At 36.8% G+C, this 23,857-nt stretch carries 22 protein-coding genes and 1 pseudogene; 8 read left to right on the top strand and 15 right to left on the bottom strand.

The genetic code is table 11. The annotated features are described in order from the left end of the window. Positions 1-254: 254 nt before the first annotated feature. The 4 genes from cuyB to OTK00_RS01855 are packed head-to-tail and all read right to left on the bottom strand — an operon-like array spanning position 255 to position 4,026. Positions 255-965 (bottom strand): cysteate racemase, encoded by a 711-nt coding sequence (gene cuyB / locus OTK00_RS01870; protein WP_082054674.1) that lies wholly within the window; start codon positions 963-965, stop codon positions 255-257. Positions 966-1,004: 39 nt separating this feature from the next. After that, positions 1,005-2,546, bottom strand: coding sequence for a Mur ligase family protein (locus OTK00_RS01865; protein WP_045170472.1), 1,542 nt, complete (start codon positions 2,544-2,546; stop codon positions 1,005-1,007). A 28-nt stretch (positions 2,547-2,574) separates the two neighbouring features. After that, positions 2,575-3,768, bottom strand: coding sequence for a carboxylate--amine ligase (locus tag OTK00_RS01860; RefSeq protein WP_045170473.1), 1,194 nt, complete (start codon positions 3,766-3,768; stop codon positions 2,575-2,577). 57 nt (positions 3,769-3,825) lie between these two features. Beyond that, the gene (locus OTK00_RS01855) at positions 3,826-4,026 is read right to left on the bottom strand and encodes a hypothetical protein (protein ID WP_045170474.1); all 201 of its coding nucleotides are present in this window, start codon (positions 4,024-4,026) and stop codon (positions 3,826-3,828) included. Positions 4,027-4,136: 110 nt separating this feature from the next. Here OTK00_RS01855 and OTK00_RS01850 point away from each other — a divergent pair, with 110 nt between their 5' ends. The 5 genes and pseudogenes from OTK00_RS01850 to OTK00_RS01830 all read left to right on the top strand — a co-directional run bounded on the left by OTK00_RS01850 (position 4,137) and on the right by OTK00_RS01830 (position 6,701). Continuing rightward, a complete protein-coding gene (locus OTK00_RS01850; protein ID WP_052670958.1) occupies positions 4,137-4,511 on the top strand; it encodes an integrase core domain-containing protein in 375 nt (124 codons plus the stop codon). 12 nt (positions 4,512-4,523) lie between these two features. Continuing rightward, positions 4,524-4,685 carry a hypothetical protein gene (locus OTK00_RS01845; RefSeq protein ID WP_157841043.1) on the top strand — a complete coding sequence of 54 codons (162 nt, stop codon included), beginning with the start codon at positions 4,524-4,526 and terminating at the stop codon, positions 4,683-4,685. 149 nt (positions 4,686-4,834) lie between these two features. Further along, a complete protein-coding gene (locus tag OTK00_RS01840) occupies positions 4,835-5,284 on the top strand; it encodes a MarR family winged helix-turn-helix transcriptional regulator (protein ID WP_045170475.1) in 450 nt (149 codons plus the stop codon). Next, a complete protein-coding gene (locus OTK00_RS01835; RefSeq protein WP_268760818.1) occupies positions 5,262-5,459 on the top strand; it encodes a hypothetical protein in 198 nt (65 codons plus the stop codon). The genes OTK00_RS01840 and OTK00_RS01835 overlap by 23 nt, the downstream gene beginning before the upstream one ends. 87 nt (positions 5,460-5,546) lie before the next feature. Then, positions 5,547-6,701 (top strand): annotated as a pseudogene (locus OTK00_RS01830) (IS256 family transposase). Between the two features lie 472 nt (positions 6,702-7,173). On the opposite strand, the gene OTK00_RS01825 reads toward OTK00_RS01830, so the two are convergent. The 5 genes from OTK00_RS01825 to OTK00_RS01805 all read right to left on the bottom strand — a co-directional run bounded on the left by OTK00_RS01825 (position 7,174) and on the right by OTK00_RS01805 (position 12,363). After that, positions 7,174-8,088, bottom strand: coding sequence for a methyl-accepting chemotaxis protein (locus OTK00_RS01825; protein WP_198525749.1), 915 nt, complete (start codon positions 8,086-8,088; stop codon positions 7,174-7,176). Continuing rightward, on the bottom strand, positions 8,085-9,209 hold the full coding sequence (locus tag OTK00_RS01820) for a HAMP domain-containing protein (RefSeq protein WP_198525750.1): 1,125 nt from the start codon (positions 9,207-9,209) through the stop codon (positions 8,085-8,087). Before OTK00_RS01820 ends, OTK00_RS01825 begins: the two co-directional genes overlap by 4 nt. Positions 9,210-9,542: 333 nt before the next feature. Continuing rightward, complete coding sequence (locus OTK00_RS12220) at positions 9,543-9,707, bottom strand: Sir2 family NAD-dependent protein deacetylase (RefSeq protein ID WP_082054669.1); 165 nt, start codon at positions 9,705-9,707, stop codon at positions 9,543-9,545. Positions 9,708-9,775: 68 nt separating this feature from the next. Continuing rightward, positions 9,776-11,122, bottom strand: coding sequence for a sugar transferase (locus tag OTK00_RS01810; protein ID WP_045170477.1), 1,347 nt, complete (start codon positions 11,120-11,122; stop codon positions 9,776-9,778). After that, positions 11,122-12,363, bottom strand: a complete 1,242-nt coding sequence (locus OTK00_RS01805; RefSeq protein ID WP_045170478.1) for a glycosyltransferase family 4 protein — start codon at positions 12,361-12,363, stop codon at positions 11,122-11,124. Before OTK00_RS01805 ends, OTK00_RS01810 begins: the two co-directional genes overlap by 1 nt. Before the next feature lie 249 nt (positions 12,364-12,612). Here OTK00_RS01805 and OTK00_RS01800 point away from each other — a divergent pair, with 249 nt between their 5' ends. The 3 genes from OTK00_RS01800 to OTK00_RS01790 all read left to right on the top strand — a co-directional run bounded on the left by OTK00_RS01800 (position 12,613) and on the right by OTK00_RS01790 (position 19,044). Then, on the top strand, positions 12,613-15,048 hold the full coding sequence (locus OTK00_RS01800; protein WP_045170479.1) for a GH36-type glycosyl hydrolase domain-containing protein: 2,436 nt from the start codon (positions 12,613-12,615) through the stop codon (positions 15,046-15,048). 23 nt (positions 15,049-15,071) lie between these two features. After that, positions 15,072-17,444: a GH36-type glycosyl hydrolase domain-containing protein gene (locus OTK00_RS01795; protein ID WP_045170480.1), complete on the top strand. Its 2,373-nt coding sequence runs from the start codon at positions 15,072-15,074 to the stop codon at positions 17,442-17,444. 241 nt (positions 17,445-17,685) lie between these two features. Continuing rightward, positions 17,686-19,044: a GH1 family beta-glucosidase gene (locus OTK00_RS01790; RefSeq protein WP_045170481.1), complete on the top strand. Its 1,359-nt coding sequence runs from the start codon at positions 17,686-17,688 to the stop codon at positions 19,042-19,044. A gap of 7 nt (positions 19,045-19,051) precedes the next feature. On the opposite strand, the gene OTK00_RS01785 is transcribed toward OTK00_RS01790, so the two are convergent. The 6 genes from OTK00_RS01785 to tnpA form a co-directional block, all read right to left on the bottom strand. After that, positions 19,052-19,531, bottom strand: a complete 480-nt coding sequence (locus OTK00_RS01785; protein WP_045170549.1) for a methylated-DNA--[protein]-cysteine S-methyltransferase — start codon at positions 19,529-19,531, stop codon at positions 19,052-19,054. Between the two features lie 17 nt (positions 19,532-19,548). After that, positions 19,549-20,898, bottom strand: a complete 1,350-nt coding sequence (rlmD, locus tag OTK00_RS01780) for a 23S rRNA (uracil(1939)-C(5))-methyltransferase RlmD (protein WP_045170482.1) — start codon at positions 20,896-20,898, stop codon at positions 19,549-19,551. A 110-nt stretch (positions 20,899-21,008) separates the two neighbouring features. Then, positions 21,009-21,419: a bacteriohemerythrin gene (locus OTK00_RS01775; protein ID WP_045170483.1), complete on the bottom strand. Its 411-nt coding sequence runs from the start codon at positions 21,417-21,419 to the stop codon at positions 21,009-21,011. 94 nt (positions 21,420-21,513) lie between these two features. Beyond that, entirely contained in the window at positions 21,514-22,179 is a 666-nt protein-coding gene (locus OTK00_RS01770; protein WP_082054670.1) for a glycosyltransferase, read from the bottom strand. A gap of 109 nt (positions 22,180-22,288) precedes the next feature. Continuing rightward, on the bottom strand, positions 22,289-23,413 hold the full coding sequence (locus OTK00_RS01765; RefSeq protein WP_045170484.1) for an RNA-guided endonuclease TnpB family protein: 1,125 nt from the start codon (positions 23,411-23,413) through the stop codon (positions 22,289-22,291). Further along, positions 23,407-23,814, bottom strand: a complete 408-nt coding sequence (tnpA, locus tag OTK00_RS01760; protein WP_045170485.1) for an IS200/IS605 family transposase — start codon at positions 23,812-23,814, stop codon at positions 23,407-23,409. Before tnpA ends, OTK00_RS01765 begins: the two co-directional genes overlap by 7 nt. Positions 23,815-23,857 lie beyond the last annotated feature (43 nt).

Below are 23,857 nucleotides of genomic sequence, written 5' to 3'. Positions count from 1 at the left end.
TTAGTATATATTTGTCCACAAAAATCACCCCATCTCAATTGTATTTTATCACAATTAAGATGGGGATTGTTGCTACAATGTGTTGTCGTTTTTTGATAGTTTATGAAATAAGCTATCAAAAATTGAAGTACTTAATTTAAAATTGCATTTTTTAGGCAATTCGAAAAAAACTTTAATACACATTTGCCAATAACTAAACAATTTATAGATTATATAATTTTTAAGATGTCCCCTATATATGGATAAAAATGGTTCTATTCACCTTCACCTGGGTGGTACTTTATGAGTTCATCTGCCAAAACATCCATCGGATCAATCACAGGAACCTCAACGTGTTCTTGTTTTAATACTAACCCTATTTCAGTACATCCAAGTATTATAAGCTCTGCTCCTTGAGAAATCAGATGTTTTGCTGCATCCCTCAATAAATTTAATGGTATTTCATTTTTAACACCTCTTTTTATTCCCTTCTCTCCATATATCGCCTCCATCACCTTCTCCTCTTGAATTGTTGATGAAGGATATATAACCTTTGCAAACTCAAGATATTTTTCATACATACCCATTTTTACAGTACCTGTAGTTGCTAAAACCCCAATTTTTTTAACATTTGGATAATGCTTAATTATATGTTTTCTTACTACCTCAAAGGCATTTATTATTGGGTATGATACGCTCTTTTGTATTTCTTGTATGAAATAATGGGATGTCATGCATGGAATGCAAGCAACATCAACACCTGCTTTTTCAAGGTTTTTTGCAGTTTTTATAAGCTCTTCTACTGGACTTTCCCCACCATATAATATTGCCTTTGTTCTATCTGGTATTTTAGGGTTGTTATCTATTATAATTCTAAAATGATCTTGATCCTTTTCCACCTTTGTTTTTTGTATTATTTTCATAAATAAATCTGCGGTCGCTTCTGGTCCCATACCTCCAATTATTCCTATAATCTTGTCATTCATCCTTTTTTCCCTTCTTTCTTGATACTGCATATTTTTTGTTTATACACCTGCAACTCTGTTTTGTAATGGTTTAAATAACTTTGCTGTGTCTATATTAGGATTTAATTCTCTTATAATTTCAAGTGCAACCTTTGCTCCATAGTCCATACCTTGACAACCTGCAAGAAGTATAACATCATCTTTCCCTACTTCTTTTATTGCGTGTTTTACTGCATCATATAGTTCATCGTATAAAATAACATTTATGCCTGCTTTAGTCATAACTTCCTTAAATACTCTTACCTCTTCCTCTTGAACCTTATCCTTCTCTGTTGTATGAGATCTACTTAACGTTGCTATTATTTCCTTTAAACCTAACTTAGATGCCCATTTTACAATTGTTTCTGCATTTTCTCTATTAACTATAGGCCCTCTATTACCTCTTATAGCATAAACTAATTTTAAATTATTATACTTCATCTTTTGTAGTGTCTCTAAAGTTACATCAATATTTCCTGGGTTTGCAAAATGATCATCTATTATTTTAAAATCTTCTTCATATATTATTTCAAAACGTCTCTCTACACCACCAAACTTTAATAAGGCATCCTTTATTACATCAACTGGAACACCACATATTAATCCTACAGTTATTGCAACCATGGCATTGTAAACAGAATGGTATCCTGGAGTTTTAAGTTCTATATCAAAGGAGGTTGGTGTGTATAGAATATCTTCTCCTCTAAACTCTTTTCTTATTTCAACTGTAAACTTTGCTCTTCCTGTTGAAAGGTCTAAGTTTTTACAATAAATATGCCCATTTGGATTTTCAACCCCGTAAGTTATAACCTTTGCCTTTGTTTTATCCACAAGAGAAGCAACATAAGGGCAATCTAAATTTAATATTGCAAATTTATTTTCCTTTGCATTAGTTATAAGGCTTGATTTTACTCTAAAGTACTCTTCAAAGGAACCGTGAAGATCTATATGTTCTCTACTTATATTATTGAAAACAACAATATCAAAATCAACATCATTTACTCGTTTTAAATCAAGTGCTGAAGAGGACACCTCCATAGTTACATGGGTAACCCCTTCTTTATACATTTTATCAAAATATCTATGTAGGTCTAATGATTCTGGAGTTGTTAAACTTGCAGGTATTAAAGTGTTTCCATATTTAACAGCAACTGTTCCTATAAGACCTGTTTTAAAACCGTTATTTTCTAAAACTGCATTGGTCATAAAAGTTGTGCTTGTCTTACCGTTAGTTGCTGTTACACCTATCACCTTAATTTTTTGGGAAGGACTACCATAGAACTTATCACTTAATCTTGATAGAGCCTCTCTGCTATTCTTTACTTTAATTTGTGGTATAGTCCATCCATCTTGGAATTCTTCAACAACAAGTGCAACTGCCCCATTTGTAACAGCATCTAAAATATATTTATGACCATCTGTTTTATATCCTTTTATACATACAAACAAATCTCCAGGTAAAACGTTTTTTGAATTGTATGCTATACCTTTTATATCAACATTTTTATCATTTCTTATTTCTACTTCATCAAGGCATTTTATTAAATCGTGTAATTTAACCATCTTGCTCCCCTCTCAACAAACAAAATTTTTAACCTTTTTTAGATATCTTTTCAAAAACCCTTGATATTTTTGAATTTAAAAATACAAAGAATGGTTTTGGGTCTTTAACATCCCAAATAGCATAGGCCTTTGGTCTAAAAAAGGAGGCAATAACTTGAGATAGCGTTAATTGTTTTGTTCGTATATATTCTTTTATTGCCAAAATATCTTCATATGCATACCAAAATGCCCTATTTGTATCCCAGGTAACCGCATCATTTGGAAGTGGATTGCCTGTTAAATCCCTATACGCAATGTAGGGCATGTTAATTCCAACTTTGTATAATAAATTATTTAAGTTTGTTGTTCGAACATTAACTTCAATTAAGTAGAAATTACCTGTTTCTTCATCCTTTTTAAATTCTATTTCAGCAAATCCCTTAAACTTTACTCCTTCTAAAAACTTTGCTCCTATATCATAAAGCTCTGGCACATATTTTTGTTTTGTATACACTGAAGCACCATAGTTTATTGGATATTGACGCATCTTTTGGCACGTAACCCAGTGTGTTACCTTTGAATCTTTGTTTAAATAAGCATCAAAGGTATACATACAGTCATCAAAACCCTTTATAATTCTTTGAATTATAACTTCAGTATTTGCCTCTTTCGCTTTTTGAACACAGGAGAGTAGCTCTTCTCTGTTATAAACCTTAAAAAGCTTTCTTCTAAATATCGAAACGAAGGTATGTGAATCCACAGGCTTTACTAAACAGGGATACTTAATTTGTTCTTCAACTTTTTCAACAAAGTTTTCTTCATCAACACTTATTGTTTCTGGAACTCTAACTCCATGTTCTATCGCTAAATCCCTTAAAGTCCCTTTGTTCATTAATTTAGTATATAAACCCTGCTCAATATTGTGGATTAAATAGTATTGTCTTAAAACATCTAAATGTTTATCAACAAACTCTACATATGGGTCTGCACAAGGGAATAGTACAGGAGGATGTTCTTGCTTTTTTGCATAGTCTATTAAAAACTGCAAGAACTCCTCTGGTTTTTCCTTATAGTGTGGACCTACTAAAATCTCTGAACAATATTTAGAATAAAATCCATATGTACCTTTTTTAGAATAATCAACTGCTGCTACTTTAACACCTTCACTCCCAAGGCATCTAATAACACTAAGTCCAATATAATAATTTGCTCCAAGTACAACTGCTTTATTCCTATGTTCCATATCTCACAACCTACTTTCTAATGTAATTCTATTATTCTATTATTCATAAGTAAAAATTTATAAGCCTAATTTAACTGTATACCAATTTTTATCTTTATTATTTTCAAACCCACTCAATTTAGATACTGTAACATTTGGATATCTTTTCTTAATGTATTCTACTTCATCAGAAGATAACCTCAATTCTCTTACTACTTTTCCATCCCTAAAGGAATTTGTAAAAAATTCTTCAAATTTTTTAATTTTATCTCCTTCCATTTTTACTCACCCTGATATTTAAAATATAACCTTTTTTAAAAGTATTATAACACATAATTGCACTTAATTCAAATTGCTACAGGTGCGAAAGCACAGATGCTGTAAGACTTTTGAAGCGCTGTCTTTTAAAAAGGGAGCTCTATAGTGCTGATGTAAAACCAGTAATAAGAACTGATAATGGACCTCAGTTTACAAGTAACCTTTTTGAGGAAAGCTGCAATGAAATAAATATATACCATGAAAGAATTCCTTGCAGGACTCCTAATAAAAATGCCCATATAGAAGCATTTCACAGAATTTTTGAGGATGAATGCTTAGGAATCCACGAGTTTTGTAGTTTTGAACATGCCTATGCTGAAGTTGCAAGGTTTATGAAGCGCTACAATACAAAAAGGCTTCACTCCAGCTTAAAATATAAAGCACCAGAAATATTTTATGAACTAAATAAAGGTAAGGAAATTGAAAGCATGGCTATATATCTATAGTCTATAGTAAGGTTGGCAAAGCGTAACCTTTACATTGAGACCAGGCATGGTGGCCTTGGTTTTGACTGGCCTTATATGGTGGCATTCAAGGTAATGGAACATAGCCTTTCGAGTCTCAATGTAAAGGGCAACCGATTAATATATGCAAAACCAATTAATGATAATGTAATTTAAAATGATATTTTAAGATATTCGTAGATTTAGAGAGATTTTGTCCAAACTTCGAGGGTTAATCCGGAAATCTCCGGGATATATATATAGTTGCTTTTACAACTAATAAATGATAATATAATTGCAAAAGTAACTATTTTTGGGAGGATATTATGAAAATAAAATATACTTCTATTGGTAGACATATGCTTATAATTGATAAATATTTTAAATTATTTTTAAAAAATTCTTTAAAAAAGTATGGATTAAATGCAGCAGAAGGACTTGTATTATTATCTCTATATGGACAAGAAGGTAGAACTCAAGAACAAATAGTAAATGAACTTCACTACGATAAAAGTGTGATGACAAGAATAATGCAGTCTCTAGAAAAAAAAGATTATGTTTTACGCCAGAAAAATTCTGCGGATAGCAGATCATATATTTTTTTATTAACTGATAAAGCAAAAAAATTCAAACTGATTTTTACCGATATTCTTAAAGAATGGAGCGACTTAGTATTAGAAGGAGTTGATGAATCTATGCTTAATTTAGCAGATGAAGTACTTGCCAGCATATTAAAAAATGTAAGGAAGAAGGTTGAAGGAAAAAATGAAGAATAACTCCAATAGAAAAGTATTATTACTTAAAATCATTGTTATAGTGTTTATATTAACAGGTATAGTTATTGGTGGACTTAATGCTGCTTTTGGAAAATCTCAAGATATAATATTGAAAACGAAAATAAAATGGATTTATTTAATTTATGAAGATGTTTTTAGAGTTAAGTCTATATAATTGTGTAAAAAGGGGTTGAGCCATTTCCCACCCTCTGGTTAGAATAGAAATAGAAACAGAACAAAAATCTAACTGGAGGGATAGGAAATGGCTCAATACAATATTACCATAGACTCTGAAATTTTGCATTACCTTTTTGTAAAAGGAACAAAAGATGAAAAGTTAGCTAAATTATTAGAATCTGTACTTAATCAAATTTTAGCAGCTCAAGCTACTGAACAAGTTAAAGCTGAACCTTATGAAAGGACAGAAGAAAGACAGGATTATCGTAATGGTTATTATTCAAGAAGTTTAGTTACCAGGGTAGGGACTCTTACTTTGAGAGTTCCACGACTTCGTAATGGTAAATTTAGCACTGATCTTTTTGCTGGTTACCAGAGAAGTGAGCAGGCTCTTTTGTTAGCACTAATGGAGATGGTGGTTAATGGAGTATCTACCCGGAAAATCGAAGAAATCACTTATGAACTTTGTGGAACTGAATTTTCAAAATCTACAATTTCCGAGCTTTGCAAAAATCTCGATCCTATTATTACAGCGTGGAATTCAAGACCTTTAAAAGAAAAAAGCTTTCCCTTTGTTATAGTTGATGCAATAGTGATAAAAGTAAGAGAAGAGGGACGTGTTCGTCAACGCAGCGTATTAATTGCTGTAGGCATAAATGAAGATGGCTATAGAGAAGTATTAGGTCTTATGATAGGAGACAGTGAATCAGAAGAAAGCTTTAAGTGAATTCTTTTCATGGCTGAAGCAAAGAGGGCTTTATTGGAGTTGATTTAGTAGTTTCGGACCATCATAAGTAGCCTTGTACAAGCTATTTGTCGGCACTTCCAGGGAGCTACGTGGCAAAGGTGCCAAACACATTTTATGAGAAATATCCTTGATAAGTCTCCAAAGGCTTTACAAAGAGAATTACATGCCAAACTAAGAGCCATATTTGAAGCACCAGATCCCTCAGCAGCAAGAATGCTATTAAATCAAGTATTAGATGAATATAGAGATAAAGCTCCAAAAGCAATGGAGATTTTAGAAGAAGGGTTTGAAGACGCAATAGCAGTTTTAGAACTTCCTGAGCCTTATCGAAGGAAACTTCGTACTACTAATATGTCAGAACGGTTAAATGAAGAAATTCGTCGTCGTGAAAGAGTTATAAGAATATTTCCAAACCGAGAGTCTGGTATTCGTTTAATAGGAGCTTTGTTAATGGAACAGGATGAGAAATGGGCTTCAGGGAGGAAGTATTAAGAATATTGACTGAGTATTTCGAGTGGCAAAAAAGAATTATGGAAAGAGTGGAGGATAAGGTTATTTCAATAAAATAACCTTTATCACCATCGTTAGTTTTTAATAACTGCTTAAGACCATTGGTGTCAAGAACAGGCGAAAGCCCGGCGTAGCATATCCTTCACACCAATGGTCGTAGGCAGTACAATGAATTGAACGGTGCTGATAAAGACGATCCATATTCTAACCAGAGGGATTTTACACAAAAATTTGGACTTGACCATGTCTTTGAATTTAATTTTGAAAAAGCCTGTTAAATGCAACAGGTAAAAAATATAGCAACCATAGTGAAAATCATGTATGATATACGTAACTAAACCAAACATACAGGAGGTTTTCACTATGGTTGCTAAGAATAATATTAAACACATCTGTACGCTCTTTTAAATACCTAAATAATTATGATCGCAACGTTTGAAACTATTGCTTCATCTTAAATCTTAAATTTCTCTACTTGTGTTTTTAAATTCTTTGCAACTTCCATTATCTGCTGTGCTGATGTTGCAATTTCTTCAGTTGTAGCTGCCAGCTCTTCAACCGATGCTGATACCTCTTCTGAAGCTGCTGAATTCTCCTCTGCTACTGTACTTACACTCTCTAAATGCCCTATAGCTGTATCCTTTTGCTTCATTACACCTTCAACTTGCTTGTATGTTTCTTCTATCTGAGGTACAGCGGATGAAATGGCCTCTATTATAGCATCAAATGCAGCAACAGTCTTTTCAACATTTTCTAATTGAGCTGTTATATTCACAGTAACTTCATTAGATGCCTGAACAACTTCATTTGTATCAGCTATAACACTGGTTAAAATTGCTTTAATTTTATCTGAAGATGCTCTTGATTCGTTTGCAAGTTTTCTCACTTCCTCTGCCACAACTGCAAATCCTCGTCCTGCACTACCAGCCCTCGCTGCCTCTATCGCTGCGTTGAGTGCTAAAAGATTTGTCTGGTCTGCAATTCCATTCATAACATTTATGATTTCGTCAACCTGAGCAATTGAGCCTGACAAGTTTTTAATCTTTTCAACCAAAGTGTTGAATATATCTCTGACACTCCTAATAAATGTTATAAGTAAATCCATCTCTTTCTTACCTTTTTCGGCCAACCTGGATGCATTCTGACTGTTTTCCTTTATACTATTGAACATTGTATATACTCTTTCCAAATTCTGTGCCATCAAATCAAACAACTCTACCACTTTCTGAACAGAATTTACCTGCTCGCTTGCTCCCTGGGCAACTTGCTGTATAGCTTTTGCAACTTCACTTGATGAAGCTGCAATCTCTTCTGATACCGAAGTTAAACTTTCTGAATTGGTAGAAAGTATCCCTACTCCATCTTTCAAATTGCAAGTAGCGGTTTTATATCTGCCTGCAGCTTATCTATCGCCTTTGCCAGCAGTCCTATCTCATCTTTACGCTTAAGGTAAATCTCTGGAACAGGCATTGTAAAATCACCGTTTGCAATTACCCCCAAATGATTTACAGCAAGTATCAGCGGCGCTGTAATACTTCTTGCAAATAAAAGTATTAAAAGTACTGCAATAATGATTATTATAATTGATGTGATCAGCATGAATTTTCTAAGCCCCGATGCTCTTGCCAATATTTCAGAAGCAGGGGCTACAACTGCAATAGACCAGCCAGTAGAACCTATAGGTGAATAAGCAATGATGTTTCTTACACCTTTAAAGGTATATTCGCCAATTCCTTCTTCGCCTTTAGTCATTTTAGAAACAATATTAGCCAAAGGAACTAAAGATTGGTCTTGTTTTGCTAAATCTATAATATTTTCTTGTTTTAATACTCGCTCTATTTCTTTATGCGCAATAGTTTTTCCTGTAGCGTCTACTGCAAAGGCATAACCGGTTTTGGCGTAAGTTACGCTTCCTACAAGATCGCTGAACTTAGTTCCATCAATTACTCCAAACAGCACACCTATTATTTCATTTGTTTTATAATGTCGAATTGGTGTTGCATAGACAAATACTACTGAGTTATCTACTTTGTTGATGATGCTGCTTGAAACCACCGTTTTGCCCAATAGAGCTTTTTTAAAATATTCCCTGTCCGAAATATTTGCTTTGCTTCCATCTGATAAAAAAGCATTACCTTGTTTATCTGCGATGCCAAATTGTTTAAATCCCAGGCTTTTGCCTCTTTTTGCCTCGCTTTTAATGACGTTTATTTTTTCTTCCAATGTTGCCTCCCGGTCGCCCCAAATTCCTCTTATTATATTTCTGTTAGCTATCAATTCAATAATATAAAATCTGGCTTGTATTCTACTGTTTTGTGTCTCAGCAAGCTGTTTTGCAACTTTCAGCATTGCCTCCTTTGCTTCTGCCTCTAATGCTTTGCCAGCTTGATTCTTGCTTATAAAAAATAAAATAAGGCAGCCAATTAAAACAATAAGCCCAAACAAAACAGCAATTCTCATTTTTAAGCTTTTGTTGTAAAACCCAAGCATATCACTTTCCCCTCCTTTTTTTCTCAAACTTCCTACATTTCAGTATATTACTCAAAACCGGTGTTGTCAAGTTTGCCCTTCTCACCCGGTTAAAGAAAGAATAAATAGCTATTCATCACAATCCCATAAATTGGCTATGACTACTTACTGATATAGTTTTCTCTTAATAGCTTTATACCCTAATTTTTCATCTTTATATTACCCTATAGAGAAAAATTTTTTAGGTTAACCTTGACATTCTCCCCCGCCTTTTAAGATGCGAGGATTCTATTAATAGCTCAGTTTAGGCTACCTTCCCAGTAGAATCTTTCACCCAATGTATATAATCCTTAACTACATTAAAATCATTAAAGTATTACAGCGAGGGCACTTAACATGTTTCAAATTCCTGTGTATTTCAATAACATTTTGACTCTCAGCCTTTTTATGTAATTTATCTATGTTCATTGTAATTATTGGTATTTTACATTTTGCCAGATGCTTATTGAAACAAAACAAAAAAGCTCTGATTTCTCAAGGCTTTTCTGAACAGAACAAAGAGTATAATTTTTAAAGTTTAAACTTACTTATTGTTTCTGGCTTTTTACCCCCTCTGCCGCCTCTTTTGTAAAGATTGTCTTTAAAGTCAGAAGCAAAATCTTAATATCCAGAAACACAGAGTAATTTTTTATATATATCAGATCAAGCCTTAGCTTATCTTCCGGGCTTGTTGCATACTTGCCGTAAACCTGGGCAAGCCCTGTTAGCCCTGCCTTTACATTGTGGCGAAGAGAATACTCAGGATACTGTTTTTTAAACTGCTCAACAAAGTACGGGCGCTCGGGTCGTGGTCCAATAAAGCTCATCTCACCTTTTAGAATATTTATAAGCTGAGGAAGCTCATCAAGCCTTGTTGCACGTAAAAACCGCCCCACCCTTGTTATCCTCGGGTCATTCTCGGTTGCCAGGACAGGTCCTGTCATCTTCTCAGCATCCTTTACCATTGTCCTGAACTTCAGAACATAAAATTCCCTTTCGCCTTCTGTAACCCTTTTTTGTCTGTAGATTACCGGTCCTTCAGAATCAAGTTTTATAGCAATTGCAATCAGAATCATAATAGGAAAAGAAACAACCAGCGCAACAGAGGCAAGGAGAACATCGCACACTCTTTTAATTAGCTTTTGCTCGGATGTAAGCTCCGGCTGCTCGATTGAAAGTGTTGCAACATCGTCAAACTGAATCACCCTTGCGCGCGATACCAGAATGTCCCTGAAGTCGGGCGCAATGAAAATGTGCTTTTTGAACTCTATTGCCTTTTTAACAATCTCGCTTTTCAAATTCTCATCCATTTTTGAATAAAGATAGATTGTATCAACCAGTTTTATATACTGTACAAGATCTTCAGCAGTTTGGGGCTCCAGAACATATTTTACATCAATCCACCCTTTTGATATGTTTTGAAGCTTTTGAGCAAACTCCTGTGCCTTTGGCATATAACCTATTACCATCACATGCTTTACACCCTGCACTCTTTTGAAGACATATAAAACAAGCCCTCTCCAGCTTACAAGCAGCAAAAACTGGATAAAAAATGCAATTATGAATATACTTCTTGGAAAGGCAAAGTGCCTGTAAAAGAAGGTAGAAACAACTGTTAAAAATTGCAACAGCATAAGTGCCAGAGCCATTGAAAATGCTATCTCGCTTATTGTTTTCATTGTGATTGTGTAAAGCCCGTAGATATTCAAAAGCACAAGAGCAAATAGAGTTATTTGCGGAATCAACGTATAGTATGGCATAAAGTTTTTCTTCGGAAATGTAAAATTGAACTTTATGATATATGCCAGGATATACCCTGCATGAATCAGCAAAAGGTCCATCACCACAACAAATAACTTGCTGAGCTTGTGATAGCTTTTTATATACGACCTCATCAATTACCATCTCCATTTATAATTTGTTCCAGTCTGTCTGCAAGTTTTTTAATGTCATGATATTTCTCCACATACTCTCTTCCCTTTTGCCCCATTCTCTTTCTCTCATCCTCGCTCATCTCATAGAGCTTTATAATCCCTTCAGCAAAGCCCTTTGAGTCATAGGCATCACAGGAAATTCCAGCACCCGAGTCCTTAACAATGTCATTTGCAACATTGCCTGCAAAAACAATTGGTTTTGCAGCACACAAATAGTCAAAAAGCTTATTAAGTGAAATTCCAAACCTGTAAACTTTTAGATTGTGCATAGAAACAAGTGTTATGTCAACTCGCTCAAGTAAGCCTGGCACAGATAGCTTTGATACTGGATCATAAAAAAATACATTTGCAAGATTGAGCTCTTTTGCCATTCTTTCAAGTTTCTCTTTTTCAGGTCCATCCCCTATTATCAGAAAATGTATCCTGTCATCTACTTTTTCCTGCACATATTTAGCAGCCTCAATTATTGTTTCCATTGCATTGGCCTTCCCGAGCGCACCTAAATAGCAAGCTTTGAAATACCCTTCATGCTCATCCAAAATCTTCTTTACCTCCTCCGGCACACTATCTTTTAAGGAATCAAATCTCTCAACATCACAACCATTCGAAATATGTACAATCTTTTCTTTGCTTATTCCCAAGCTTTGAATATACTCATCTGCCTTTGGCAGGACTGTTATCACATACTTTGCTTTTGTGTATATGAATTTCTCAAGCCTTCGTAAAAGCCTGACTATCAGGCTTCCTTCTTTGAAAGCACCAAGGTCAATTCCACTCTGTGGCCACAGGTCTCTTACCTCTGCCACAAAATCCGCCTTTTTCTTTTTGGAAAGCCAGTACCCCACAACCCATGTGAGAGGATGAAAAGAGGATGCTATAATTGTATCGGGTTTTTCAAAATTCTTCGCAATAAAATAAAGATTTTTTGCAAATGAAAGTATATTTATAACCCTTTTGAGGTCGTTTTTCTTGTATGGAGTTGTCTTTATCCAGACGAACCCTACACCGCTGTAGTCTTCTATTTTAAACTTTGAGCCTTTTTCCAACATCTCAACTCTTTGCTTGTGGTCAAAACTTGAGGCAAAAATAGTCACATCATATCCTCTTTTTACAAGCTCCTTTGCATAGTCAAAATGTCGTGTGATTCCCCCTATTGTGGGTGGAATTGCGTAGTGGTTTAAAATCCACACTCTCTTTTTCAAACCTCTTCTCCCTTTCTACTTTTCGCATAAATCTTTAAATTACCCATTCATAATTGAGTATATCACAATTTCTGCCGATAATTAATATCCAAAATCTATACCGTTTTCAAACCTGTCAGAGCTTTTAGAGCAAAATAGTGCAAAATTAGGGCAAAATAATTAAAAGATTGATTGTAGACAAAAGGTATAATTTTTATATAGGCAAAAATGCAAAACCACAGTATGCAAAAAGAAGGGAGATTGAGAGCTTTGAAATTTGGCTATTTTGATGACCAGAAAAGAGAGTATGTTATAACAACTCCACTTACCCCTTTCCCGTGGATTAACTACCTTGGTATGAAAGACTTTCTTGCTTTAATCTCAAACCATGCAGGTGGTTATTGTTTTTATAAAGATGCAAGGCTAAGAAGGATAACAAGATTCCGATACAACAATGTTCCGCTTGATATGGGTGGAAGGTACTTTTATATAAAAGATGGAGAAGATTTCTGGTCACCTTCATGGATGCCAACAAGAAAGGATCTTGAGTTTTACGAATGCCGTCATGGTCTTGGCTATACAATCATAACAGGAAGAAGAAATGGCGTTGAAGTTGATCAAACATTTTTTGTGCCTGTCGATGAAAACTGTGAAATACATTATCTTAAGATAACCAACAAATCATCCCAACCAAAGGATTTGACACTCTTTTCACTGATTGAGTTTTGCCTCTGGAACGCACTTGATGATATGACAAACTTCCAGAGAAACCTGAGCACAGGTGAGGTTGAGATAGAAGGCTCTGTCATTTACCACAAAACAGAGTACAGAGAGCGCAGAAATCATTATTCTTTTTATTCTGTAAATGTTCCAATTGACGGCTTTGACACAGACAGAGACACTTTCCTGGGGCTTTACAGAGGCTTTGACGCACCACTGGCAGTTGAAAACGGAAAAAGTTTTAATTCAGAAGCTCATGGCTGGTCGCCTGTAGCCTCGCACATGATAAGAATCTCTTTGCAGCCGGGCGAGGCAAAAGAGCTTGTGTTTGTGCTCGGCTATGTAGAAAACCCGCAGGATAAAAAATGGGTTAAAAAAGGTGTCATAAACAAAGAAAAGGCTTATGAAATGATAGAAAAATTCAAAAAGCCAGAAGATGTCAAAAAGGCATTTGAAGCTTTGAAAGTCTTCTGGGATGAACTTCTGAACAAATTCAATGTATCCACAGGTATAGACAAGGTAGATAGAATGGTAAACATATGGAATCAGTATCAGTGCATGGTGACATTCAACCTTTCCAGAAGTGCATCGTACTTTGAGTCGGGTATTGGCAGAGGAATGGGCTTTAGAGACTCAAACCAGGACATTTTGGGCTTTGTCCATCAGATTCCGGAAAGGGCAAGAGAGAGAATTCTGGACTTAGCAGCAACACAGCTTGAAGATGGCGGTGCATATCACCAGTATCAGCCTCTTACAAAAAGAGGAAACAACGAAATAGGCGGAAATTTCAATGATGATCCGCTCTGGCTCATACTCTCAACCGCCCACTACATAAAAGAAACGGGTGACTGGTCCATTCTTGATGAGATTGTGCCTTTTGAAAATGATCCGCAAAAGGCGGATTCCATGTTTGAACACCTGAAAAGAGCATTCTACCATGTTGTAAACAACTTGGGTCCGCATGGACTTCCGCTCATAGGCAGAGCTGACTGGAATGACTGTTTGAACTTAAACGCATTCTCAACAAACCCCGATGAGTCGTTCCAGACATGCGACAACAAGGATGGCAAAACCGCAGAGTCTGTCATGATAGCAGGGATGTTTGTGTATGTTGGAAAGGAATTTGTGAAAATCTGCGAAAGGCTGGGCAAAAATGATATTTCAAAAGATGCGCAGCATCACATAGAAAAGATGAAAGAGGCAATACTGAACTATGGATATGACGGCGAATGGTTTTTGAGGGCCTATGACTACTTTGGAAATAAGGTTGGAAGCAAGGAAAATGATGAAGGAAAGATATTTATTGAAACGCAGGGCTTCTGTGTAATGGCTCAGATCGGGCTTGAAGATGGAAAGGCTATCTCTGCACTTGATTCTGTTAAAAAATACCTTGACACAGAACACGGAATTGTGCTTGTTCAGCCAGCATTCACAGAGTACAAAATTCACCTTGGTGAGATTACAAGCTATCCGCCCGGCTATAAGGAAAATGCTGCTGTTTTCTGTCACAACAACCCGTGGATTATGATAGCAGAATGCATTGTTGGAAGAGGCGACAGAGCGTTTGAATACTGGTCAAAGATTGCTCCGTCATACAGGGAAGAGATAAGCGATGTGCACAGGCTTGAACCATATGTTTACTGTCAGATGATTGCCGGCAAAGATGCATACAAACCGGGCGAGGCTAAAAATTCATGGCTCACCGGCTCTGCAGCATGGAATTTTGTCGCAATGACACAGTGGATTCTGGGCATTCGCCCGGACTATGATGGACTTTTGATAGACCCATGCATACCACCGCAGTGGAAAGAATTTACTGTAAAAAGAGTGTTCAGAAATGCACTTTACAATATACAGGTTAAAAACCCCGATGGTGTTTCAAAAGGCATCAAAAAAGTTGTGGTTGATGGCAAAGAGCTGCCTTCAAATTTAATACCAGCCTTTTCGGATGGCAAAGAGCACATTGTTGAGGTCACAATGGGATAAAAAAGTCAGGGAGGGAATCTTTTATGAATTATGGATATTTTGATTCTCAAAATAGAGAGTATGTGATAACAAATCCCAGAACACCCACTTCATGGGTAAACTATCTGGGCACAAGCGACTACTGCCTTATAATCTCAAACAATGCTTCGGGCTATTCCTTTTACAAATCCCCCAAGCTTGGGAGAGTGACCCGTTTTAGATTTAACAGCATTCCAATGGACAGACCTGGAAGATATGTTTATCTAAAAGATGAAACTACAGGGGATTTCTGGTCAATAAGCTGGCAGCCTGTTGGAAAGTCTCTTGAGAAGTTCAGAAGTGTTTGTCGGCATGGACTTGGATATTCAATATTTGAAAGTAAATACAATGACATCTCATCATCTTTGAAAATATTCGTACCGGTGGACAAGCCAATTGAAATCTGGGAAGTTAAAATTAAAAACGAGTCGGGTGAGAAAAAAGAACTTTCAGTATTCACCTATACCGAGTTCTGCCTGTGGAATTCTATGCTTGACATGATGGATTTTCAATATATTCTTTACACCTGCAGAATGGGTTACAACAGAGAAGATGAAATAGTGGACTACTCAATTAAACTCTGGAGCCCATACGAGCCAAAAGCATTTTTCACATGCACAAACAAAAAGATAGAAAGTTTTGACACAGACAGAGATGTCTTTATAGGTCCATATAACAGTGAAGCCAACCCCGAAGCCATCCAAAATGGCAGGTGTTTTGGCTCAATTGCAATAGGCGGAAACCCCTGCGCTGCAACTCAGGTGAAAGTAGAACTTGAGCCCGGTCAGGAAGAGTATCTGGTCTTTGTGCTGGGTGTTGGAGATGCATACAGGGAAGGAAAAGAATACAAAAGATTGTTTGATTCAAAAGAGAACATTGAAAAAGAATTTGAAAGAGTTCAAAACTACTGGAATGAAAGACTTGGCAAGTTCAAATGCTCAACACCTAATGAAAAGATGAATCTGATGCTGAACATCTGGAATCAGTATCAGTGTCACACAACTTTCAACTGGTCAAGGTCTGCATCATTTATCGAGGCTGGCGGAAGAGATGGGCTTGGCTTTAGAGATTCTTCACAGGACATTCTGGGTGTTGTGCATTCAATCCCGCAAGAGGTGAGAAAAAGGCTAATTGAGCTTCTGAAAGCGCAGCTGTCCGAAGGATATGCAATGCATCATTTTCAGCCTCTCACATGGTCCCAGGGAGAACACAATATACCACCACGTGAGAGAATCTATTCGGATGACCATCTGTGGCTTTTGATTGCTGTGCCACACTATATAAAAGAAACGGGCGATTTTTCTATCCTGGATGAAGTGGTTGAATATGCAGACAGGTCAAGCGCCTCTGTTTATGATCACTTAAAACAGGCTTTGGAGTTTTCATGGAACAACAGGGGGAAACATGGTCTTTTGCTCGGTCTTGCCGCTGACTGGAATGACTGTATCAATCTCAAGGACGGTGGCGAGAGTACATGGTCAACCCAGCTCTATTACAAGGCTTTATCCGAGTTTATAGAACTTGCCGAGTATACTGGAAAATATGATGATGCTGAAAAGTATAAAGCTTATAAGAATGAGATTAAAAAGGCAATGGAAGAGTACACGTGGGATGGCGAGTGGTTTGTAAGAGGATATTTAGCAAGCGGCAAGAAACTCGGGTCAAAAGAAAGTGAGCAGAGCAAGATTTTCCTGAATTCTCAGTCATGGTCAGTATTTTCGGGTGCTTTTGTTGATGAAAAGGGTAAAATGGCAATGGACAGCGTCAAAAAATACCTCGCAACAGAGCATGGCTGTGTCAAAAACTGGCCGGCCTATGTTGATTATATAGTCGAGGTTGGAGCTGTTACATCATTCCCACCGGGATTAAAAGAAAATGCAGCTATTTTCTGCCATGCAAATACGTGGGTAATAATTGCAGAAGCCATCCTTGGACGGGGTGACTATGCTTTTGAGTACTATATGTCCTTCCTTCCTGCAAGCAAAAATGATATTGCTGAAATCTACACAGCAGAGCCGTATGTTTACTCCCAGTTCATCACCGGAAAAGAACATCCCTATTATTTTGGCAGAGCACGAAATCCATGGCTGACAGGGACTGCTACATGGGCATTTTCGGCAGCAACACAGTATATCCTTGGAATAAGACCTCACTATAAAGGGCTTATTATTGACCCATGTATCCCACAGCAGTGGGACGGTTTTGAAGTTGAGAGAGTTTTCAGAGGAAAAAGACTCTCCATTAAGGTTTCAAATCCAGATCATATTTCAAAAGGTGTTAAAAAGATACTGGTAAATGGAAAAGAGATTGAGGGCAGTCTAATTCCAGCTGAATTGCTCATCGACCAAAATGTAGTTGAAGTTGTAATGGGGAAATAATTTTTATTCAAAAGAACAAAGCCATACAAAAAAAGAAAAGACACACCGCTTCTTTTTTAAAAGTGGTGTGTCTTTTTTTGTTTTATTTCTAAAACACCTTATAGTAAAAAACGTATAAAAATTTTGAAATATTCATTTAAAATTTTTATTTGCACACTCCAATTTTATATGGCAATATATTTTGATATGAGTGTAATTGATTTCACAACAAAAAGTTTTTTGCTAAGGGAGGTTTTCAAATATGAGCTTTCCAAAAGGATTTTTGTGGGGTGCTGCAACAGCTTCATACCAGATTGAAGGTGCATGGAATGAAGATGGAAAAGGTGAATCAATCTGGGATAGGTTCACTCATCAAAAAGGAAATATTCTGTACGGGCACACCGGCGATGTTGCCTGTGACCATTATCACAGGTTTGAAGAAGATGTGCTTCTTATGAAAGAACTGGGACTCAAGGCATACAGATTTTCAATTGCATGGACAAGAATCTTCCCGGAAGGTTTTGGTGCTGTTAATGAGAAAGGTCTTGATTTTTATGACAGGCTTATAAATAAGCTCATTGAAAATGGTATTGAGCCGGTTATAACTCTGTATCACTGGGACCTTCCTCAAAAGCTACAGGACATTGGTGGCTGGGCAAACAGGGAAATTGTAAATTATTACTTTGAATATGCTATGCTTCTTATAAACCGCTATAAAGATAAAGTTAAAAAGTGGATAACATTCAATGAACCCTACTGTATTTCTTTTCTGGGCCACTTTTACGGCGTCCACGCACCGGGAATAAAAGATTTTAAAGTTGCAATGGATGTTGTGCACAACATTATGCTTTCTCACTTTAAGGTTGTAAGAGCTGTAAAGCAAAGCAATATAGATGCTGATGTGGGAATCACATTGAATTTGACTCCCATATATCTTCAAACAGAGCGGCTTGGATATGAGGTCAGCCAGATAGAAAGAGAAATGGTAAATCTTAGCGGTATGCTTGACAACCAGCTTTTCACAGACCCTGTTCTCAAAGGAAGCTACCCTCAAGAGCTTTTTGATTACCTTGTTCAAAAAGACTTCTTGGAGAGCCGCAAAGCTGAAATAATGCAGCAGGAAGTAAAGGAGAACTTTATCTTCCCTGATTTTCTTGGCATCAACTACTACACACGTGCAGTCAGGCTTTACGATGAAAACTCTTCATGGATATTCCCGGTAAGATGGGAACATCCTGCAGGAGAATACACCGAGACGGGCTGGGAAGTGTTCCCGCAAGGACTTTTTGACCTTCTGATGTGGATTAAAGAAACCTATCCGCAAATTCCAATTTATATAACAGAAAACGGTGCTGCTTACAATGACAAGGTAGAAGATGGAAAGGTTCATGACCAGAAGAGAGTGGAGTATCTAAAACAGCACTTTGAATCAGCAAGAAAGGCAATGGAAAACGGTGTGGATTTGCGGGGCTATTTTATCTGGTCTTTTATGGACAATTTAGAGTGGGCAATGGGGTATACAAAGAGATTTGGACTTGTTTACATTGATTACAGCACCCAGAAAAGAATCAAAAAAGACAGCTTCTATTTTTACCAGAAATTTATAAAAGAAAACTCATAAAAGTCAATTATGGCTTTTGGAGAAGCTTTGCACCTTCGTGCTCCAAAAGCCATATTTTTTTATGAGCCCCGGCACTGTATCCACCAAGCTTACCATCAGCCTTTATAACCCTGTGACATGGAACAATTATAGCAATTGGGTTTTTACCGACTGCATTTGCAACAGCCCTTGTCGCATCTTTTCTCCCTATGCGCCCTGCAAGTTCGCTGTATGAAATCACCTTCCCATACCCTACCTTCATCAGCTCTTCCCACACCCGTTTTTGAAACTCTGTGCCTTTGAAAAAAAGCCTCAAATCAAATTCTTTTCTCTTGCCTTTAAAATACTCATCAAGCTGTGAAATTGCTTCACAGACAAGCAGGTTTTCTTCTTCCCTGTCATCCTTTTGAGAAACAAAATCAACTCTCAAAACATATGCCTCGTCTGTCACCACTTTAATCAAACCTAACGGAGAGTTATAGTATCCTGTATAAAACTTCTCAATCATATTTTTCCTCACCTCAATCAATCTCTTTTAAACAGTACCACATTTTCAACATGGTATGTCTGAGGAAACATGTCCACCGGCTGCACTTTTAGAAGTTCATATCCGCCATCTGTTAATATTCTTGCATCTCTTGCGAGTGTGGAAGGGTTGCATGAAACATAAATGAAATTTTTCACACCCGCTGATATTATGCTTTCCAGAAGTTCTTTCTCGCAGCCTTTTCGTGGCGGGTCGACTATTACAGTGTCGGGGATAATATCGTTTTCAATGAGTTCTTTCATCTTTTTTTCTGCATCAGCATGTATGAACTCAACATTCGCAATTTTATTCTCAATGCTGCTTTTAATTGCATCCTCAACAGCCTGCTTAACAATTTCTATAGCATAAACCTTTTCACAGTAGGGTGCAACGAACATAGAGATTGTCCCAATGCCCGAGTAAAGATCAAAAACCACCCTTCCACCAACTTCAGTTAAATACCTCACCACCTGATTGTAAAGCTTTTCTGTTTGAACTGTATTTACCTGAAAAAATGACTCCGGTGATATTTCAAACAACAGATTGCCAATTTTATCAGAAATAGCGGGACTTCCCCAAACCAGAATATCCTTTTCGCCCAGAATCACATTTGTTTTTTTACTGTTTATATTCACATAGAGCGATTTGAGATTGGGAAAGCTTTTTATCAGTTCCTCTTTTATTTCTTCTATTCTATCCGGCATCCTGGTACAGACAAGCACAATCATCATCTGGTCAAATGCAAATGATCTTCTTACCATTATGTGTCTTATCACACCTTTGTGAAGTCTTTCGTCGTAAATTTCAATCCCATATTTTTTTATTACCTCTTTCATCACACTTAAAACTTTGTCGCTGTCTTCATGCTGAATAAGACAAAAGTCTGTTGGAACAATCTCATGTGTCATCTTTTTGTAAAAACCTATCTTCACACCTTTTTCATCTCTGCCAACAGGAAACTGCACCTTGTTTCTGTACCTGAAAGGATTTTCCATACCAATCGGATGGTTTATTTTTGGGCTCAGCTTGCCTATCCTTCTGAATGCATCCTCAACAAGCATTCTCTTTATCTCAAGCTGATTTTCATAGGTTGTATGCATCAGATGACATCCACCGCACCGGTAATAAACCGGGCACTCCGGTTCTTTTCTGTAAGGGCTTTTTTCAATAATCTCTACAATCTCCGCCCTTGCATATTCCTTCTTTGCCTCTACTATCCTCACCTTCAGAACTTCATCCAGAAGTACATGGTCAACAAACAAAACATACCCATCAAGCTTAGCTATACCCTGAGCCTGATGATTGAGCGCCTCTATTTTAACCTGAAACTCATCCCCAACTTTCACCAAATCTATTTTCCCCTTTCCCCTGAACTTTTTGACGTTTATATTCTACATCATTTTTAAAAAAATAAAAGCACCCTCTTAAAAGGTGCCCTCTGCTATTTGAATCTTTTTATCTATTTCATCTTTTCCTTCAGAAAGTTTCCAAGTTTTCTGTCTGTCCCGAGTATATGATTTTTAAGCCAGTCAACAACGAGCCTGTTTGTCTTTACAACAGCCGCAATCCCCGCCCCTTCTTTGTCTATCTCTTCTCTAAACTTTTTGTAAGTCTCAACAAAGCTATCATGCTCTTTTTTGTGTGCCAAATAATCAGGATACAGATACTCCTTCATGTACTTCTCTTCTGTTGAAAAGTGAAAAACAACATAGTCACCCAGAAAATCCAGAACCTCAGGAAGCACTTTCTTGCCTTCACCCTGGCTACATGCCGAAAGAAGCCTGTTTACTCTTTCAAATAGCTCTTTGTGCTGGCTGTCTATTGACTCAACTCCCACCGAGTACTGGTCAAGCCATTCTATCTGTGGCATGTTCTTTGAACCCCCTTTTTTGATTAATTTTCAATTTATTTATACCCACAAGTCTCACAAAATTAACATATAATAAATTCCATGCATCAGTTTATCACAACCTTTTCCTTGCCGGCTTTGCCCAGCCTTTCTTATTAAATAAAGCATCAAATGTTCCCAAAATCCTGTAGATCACTGTTAGCTGTCTGTATCCAAAGTTTTCAAGAATTGCTATCAGCATCAGAATGCCAAAGTCTTTCCAATTTCTGTACTTTCTTTCTGAAAACTCTCCTATCAAAAGCGAAAGTATTGAGATTGCTATTCCATAGATGATTTCAACTGTGAGGAAAAAAAGAGCTGCTCTTAGATTGATTAACTTAAAAATATAGGCAACAGGCACTATTATATATCCCAGCATCTCAACAAAAGGTCCCAGAAATTCAAATATAAACTGGTAAGGCATTGCAAAAAGTCCTAATATGCCATATCTTGGATTGAACAAAAGATATTTGTGCGTAAATATGACCTGTGTAAGTCCTCTCTGCCATCTTCTTCGCTGCTTTGAAAGATCCTTTAAAGTTTCAGGACATTGAGTCCAGACTATAGGGTCGGGGATAAACTCAACATCACCTGGCGTGCCATTTTTGTACGAATTTCTCCTCAATTTTACAACAATCTCCATATCTTCTCCCACTGTCTTTGTAGAAAAGCCACCTGCTCTTATAACCTCATTTTTATTGAAAGCAGCAAAAGCACCCGAGGCTAGTGAACTACCATCCACCTGAAGAGGTGGAGGCTTCCTGCTTCATCGACCAGACTTGCCACCATTGTCTTATCCATGATGGTAGAGGTCCAGGTCTTCACAGGCGTAAATTCGGGTGGTCCCCACCCTATTTACCTCTTATACGTCTATATCCATAGTCCCTCAAGTTCTTTCCTGCGTTCTCGTCCCTGTCATGAACTTCTCCACATTCAGGACATCTCCATACCCTATCTTTCAATTCCAACTCTTTATAAACATGTCCACACTTGCTGCACATTTTTGACGATGGAAATGTCATATCTGCTTCTATTATTTCCCTTCCATACCACTCTGCCTTGTACTTCAGAAAATCTATAAACTTTGCAAAGCTGCTGTCCAGAACATACTTCGAAAGCTTTGTCCTTGACAACCCATTTACATTCAAACTTTCAACCACCACGACTTGGCTCTCGTCTATGATGGCTTTCGATAACTTGTGCAAAAAATCTTCTCTTGCATTTTTTACATACTCATGCTCTTTTGCAAGCTTTCCTCTTGCTTTCTCCCAATTTTTAGAACCTCTTTCCTTTCTCGCAAGCTGCCTCTGTAACCTTTTAAGCTTCTTTTCAGCTTTGATTAGATACCTCGGATATTCTATCTTCAAACATTTCTTATCATTTACAACTGTTGCAAAACTCTTCAAACCCAAATCTATTCCACAAACAAAATTCTGTGGCTCTTTAACTTTATTCCTCGGGTCATCCACATCTACAAGTATGCTCACATAATACCTGCCTGCTTTGGTTTTAACAACTGTTGCTAATTTTATCCTCCCCTCAAATCTTCTGTGAAATTCCGCTTTTATTCCACTTTTTATCTTCGGCAGGTGCAAAAGCCCTTTTTCAAAATCCACCCTGATTGTCTCTCTTCCATTTTTAGGTTTCTGATTATTTGTGGTGTACGACTGTTTGTCTTTCTTCCTCTTGAACTTCGGAAGTTTAAAATGTTTGGGATTTTTGAAATGATTCTTAAATGCTTTTTCTTGCTGAAGCTGAACATTTGCAAGAGCAAGACTATCAACTTCTTTTAGAAAAGGATGCTGCTTTTTGTACTTTGCTGGAGTTATCCTTGGAATCTTTTTGCCATGTCTTAATGCTTCAAGCTTTTCTTCCAGCATCCTGTTCCATACAAATCTGCAACAGCCAAAGGTCTTTTCAAAAAATTCTTTTTGGTCTTTGTTCGGATATATACGATACTTGTATGCTTTCAGCATTTTCTTTTTTCACCCTGGCTTTCGATATACTTTTTTACTACTTCAACTGGAGCACCACCACTTGTAATAAGGCAATAACTTCTTGACCAAAAATACTCCTTCCAGAGTTTTTGTTTAATTTCAGGAAATTCTTTTTTTATAAGCCTTGATGAGGAACTTTTATAAGCATTTATGAACTTAGAAAGCGGTGTTGTAGGAGTTGCCTTGAATAAAACATTAATGTGGTCTTTATCATGATTCCACTCAATCAGGGTTATGTTGTAATTTGGTTGAATATACTCAAAAATTTCTTTCAATCTGTTTGAAATTCTATCATCTATTACATCTCTTCTATATTTTGTTACCAAAACCAAATGATAGTATAATAGAAACACTGAATGCTTATTAGTATCAAACTTCATTGTTATCACCAGTTATATTATATACCGAAACTAATTATTTATC

The sequence above is a fragment of the Caldicellulosiruptor morganii genome, assembly GCF_026810225.1.
GTDB lineage: Bacteria > Bacillota > Thermoanaerobacteria > Caldicellulosiruptorales > Caldicellulosiruptoraceae > Caldicellulosiruptor > Caldicellulosiruptor morganii.
Note: the sequence above shows the minus strand (reverse complement) of the source record. Positions and strands in the feature narration are given on the sequence as shown.

Excerpts from the sequence above, each read along its gene's own strand:
- cuyB (WP_082054674.1), bottom strand. The coding sequence starts at position 965 with ATGAATGACAAGATTATAGGAATAATTGGAGGTATGGGACCAGAAGCG.
- OTK00_RS01865 (WP_045170472.1), bottom strand. The coding sequence starts at position 2,546 with ATGGTTAAATTACACGATTTAATAAAATGCCTTGATGAAGTAGAAATA.
- OTK00_RS01860 (WP_045170473.1), bottom strand. The coding sequence starts at position 3,768 with ATGGAACATAGGAATAAAGCAGTTGTACTTGGAGCAAATTATTATATT.
- OTK00_RS01855 (WP_045170474.1), bottom strand. The coding sequence starts at position 4,026 with ATGGAAGGAGATAAAATTAAAAAATTTGAAGAATTTTTTACAAATTCC.
- OTK00_RS01840 (WP_045170475.1), top strand. The coding sequence starts at position 4,835 with ATGAAAATAAAATATACTTCTATTGGTAGACATATGCTTATAATTGAT.
- OTK00_RS01820 (WP_198525750.1), bottom strand. The coding sequence starts at position 9,209 with ATGCTTGGGTTTTACAACAAAAGCTTAAAAATGAGAATTGCTGTTTTG.
- OTK00_RS01810 (WP_045170477.1), bottom strand. The coding sequence starts at position 11,122 with ATGAGGTCGTATATAAAAAGCTATCACAAGCTCAGCAAGTTATTTGTT.
- OTK00_RS01795 (WP_045170480.1), top strand. The coding sequence starts at position 15,072 with ATGAATTATGGATATTTTGATTCTCAAAATAGAGAGTATGTGATAACA.
- OTK00_RS01790 (WP_045170481.1), top strand. The coding sequence starts at position 17,686 with ATGAGCTTTCCAAAAGGATTTTTGTGGGGTGCTGCAACAGCTTCATAC.
- OTK00_RS01785 (WP_045170549.1), bottom strand. The coding sequence starts at position 19,531 with ATGATTGAGAAGTTTTATACAGGATACTATAACTCTCCGTTAGGTTTG.
- OTK00_RS01775 (WP_045170483.1), bottom strand. The coding sequence starts at position 21,419 with ATGCCACAGATAGAATGGCTTGACCAGTACTCGGTGGGAGTTGAGTCA.
- OTK00_RS01765 (WP_045170484.1), bottom strand. The coding sequence starts at position 23,413 with ATGCTGAAAGCATACAAGTATCGTATATATCCGAACAAAGACCAAAAA.
- tnpA (WP_045170485.1), bottom strand. The coding sequence starts at position 23,814 with ATGAAGTTTGATACTAATAAGCATTCAGTGTTTCTATTATACTATCAT.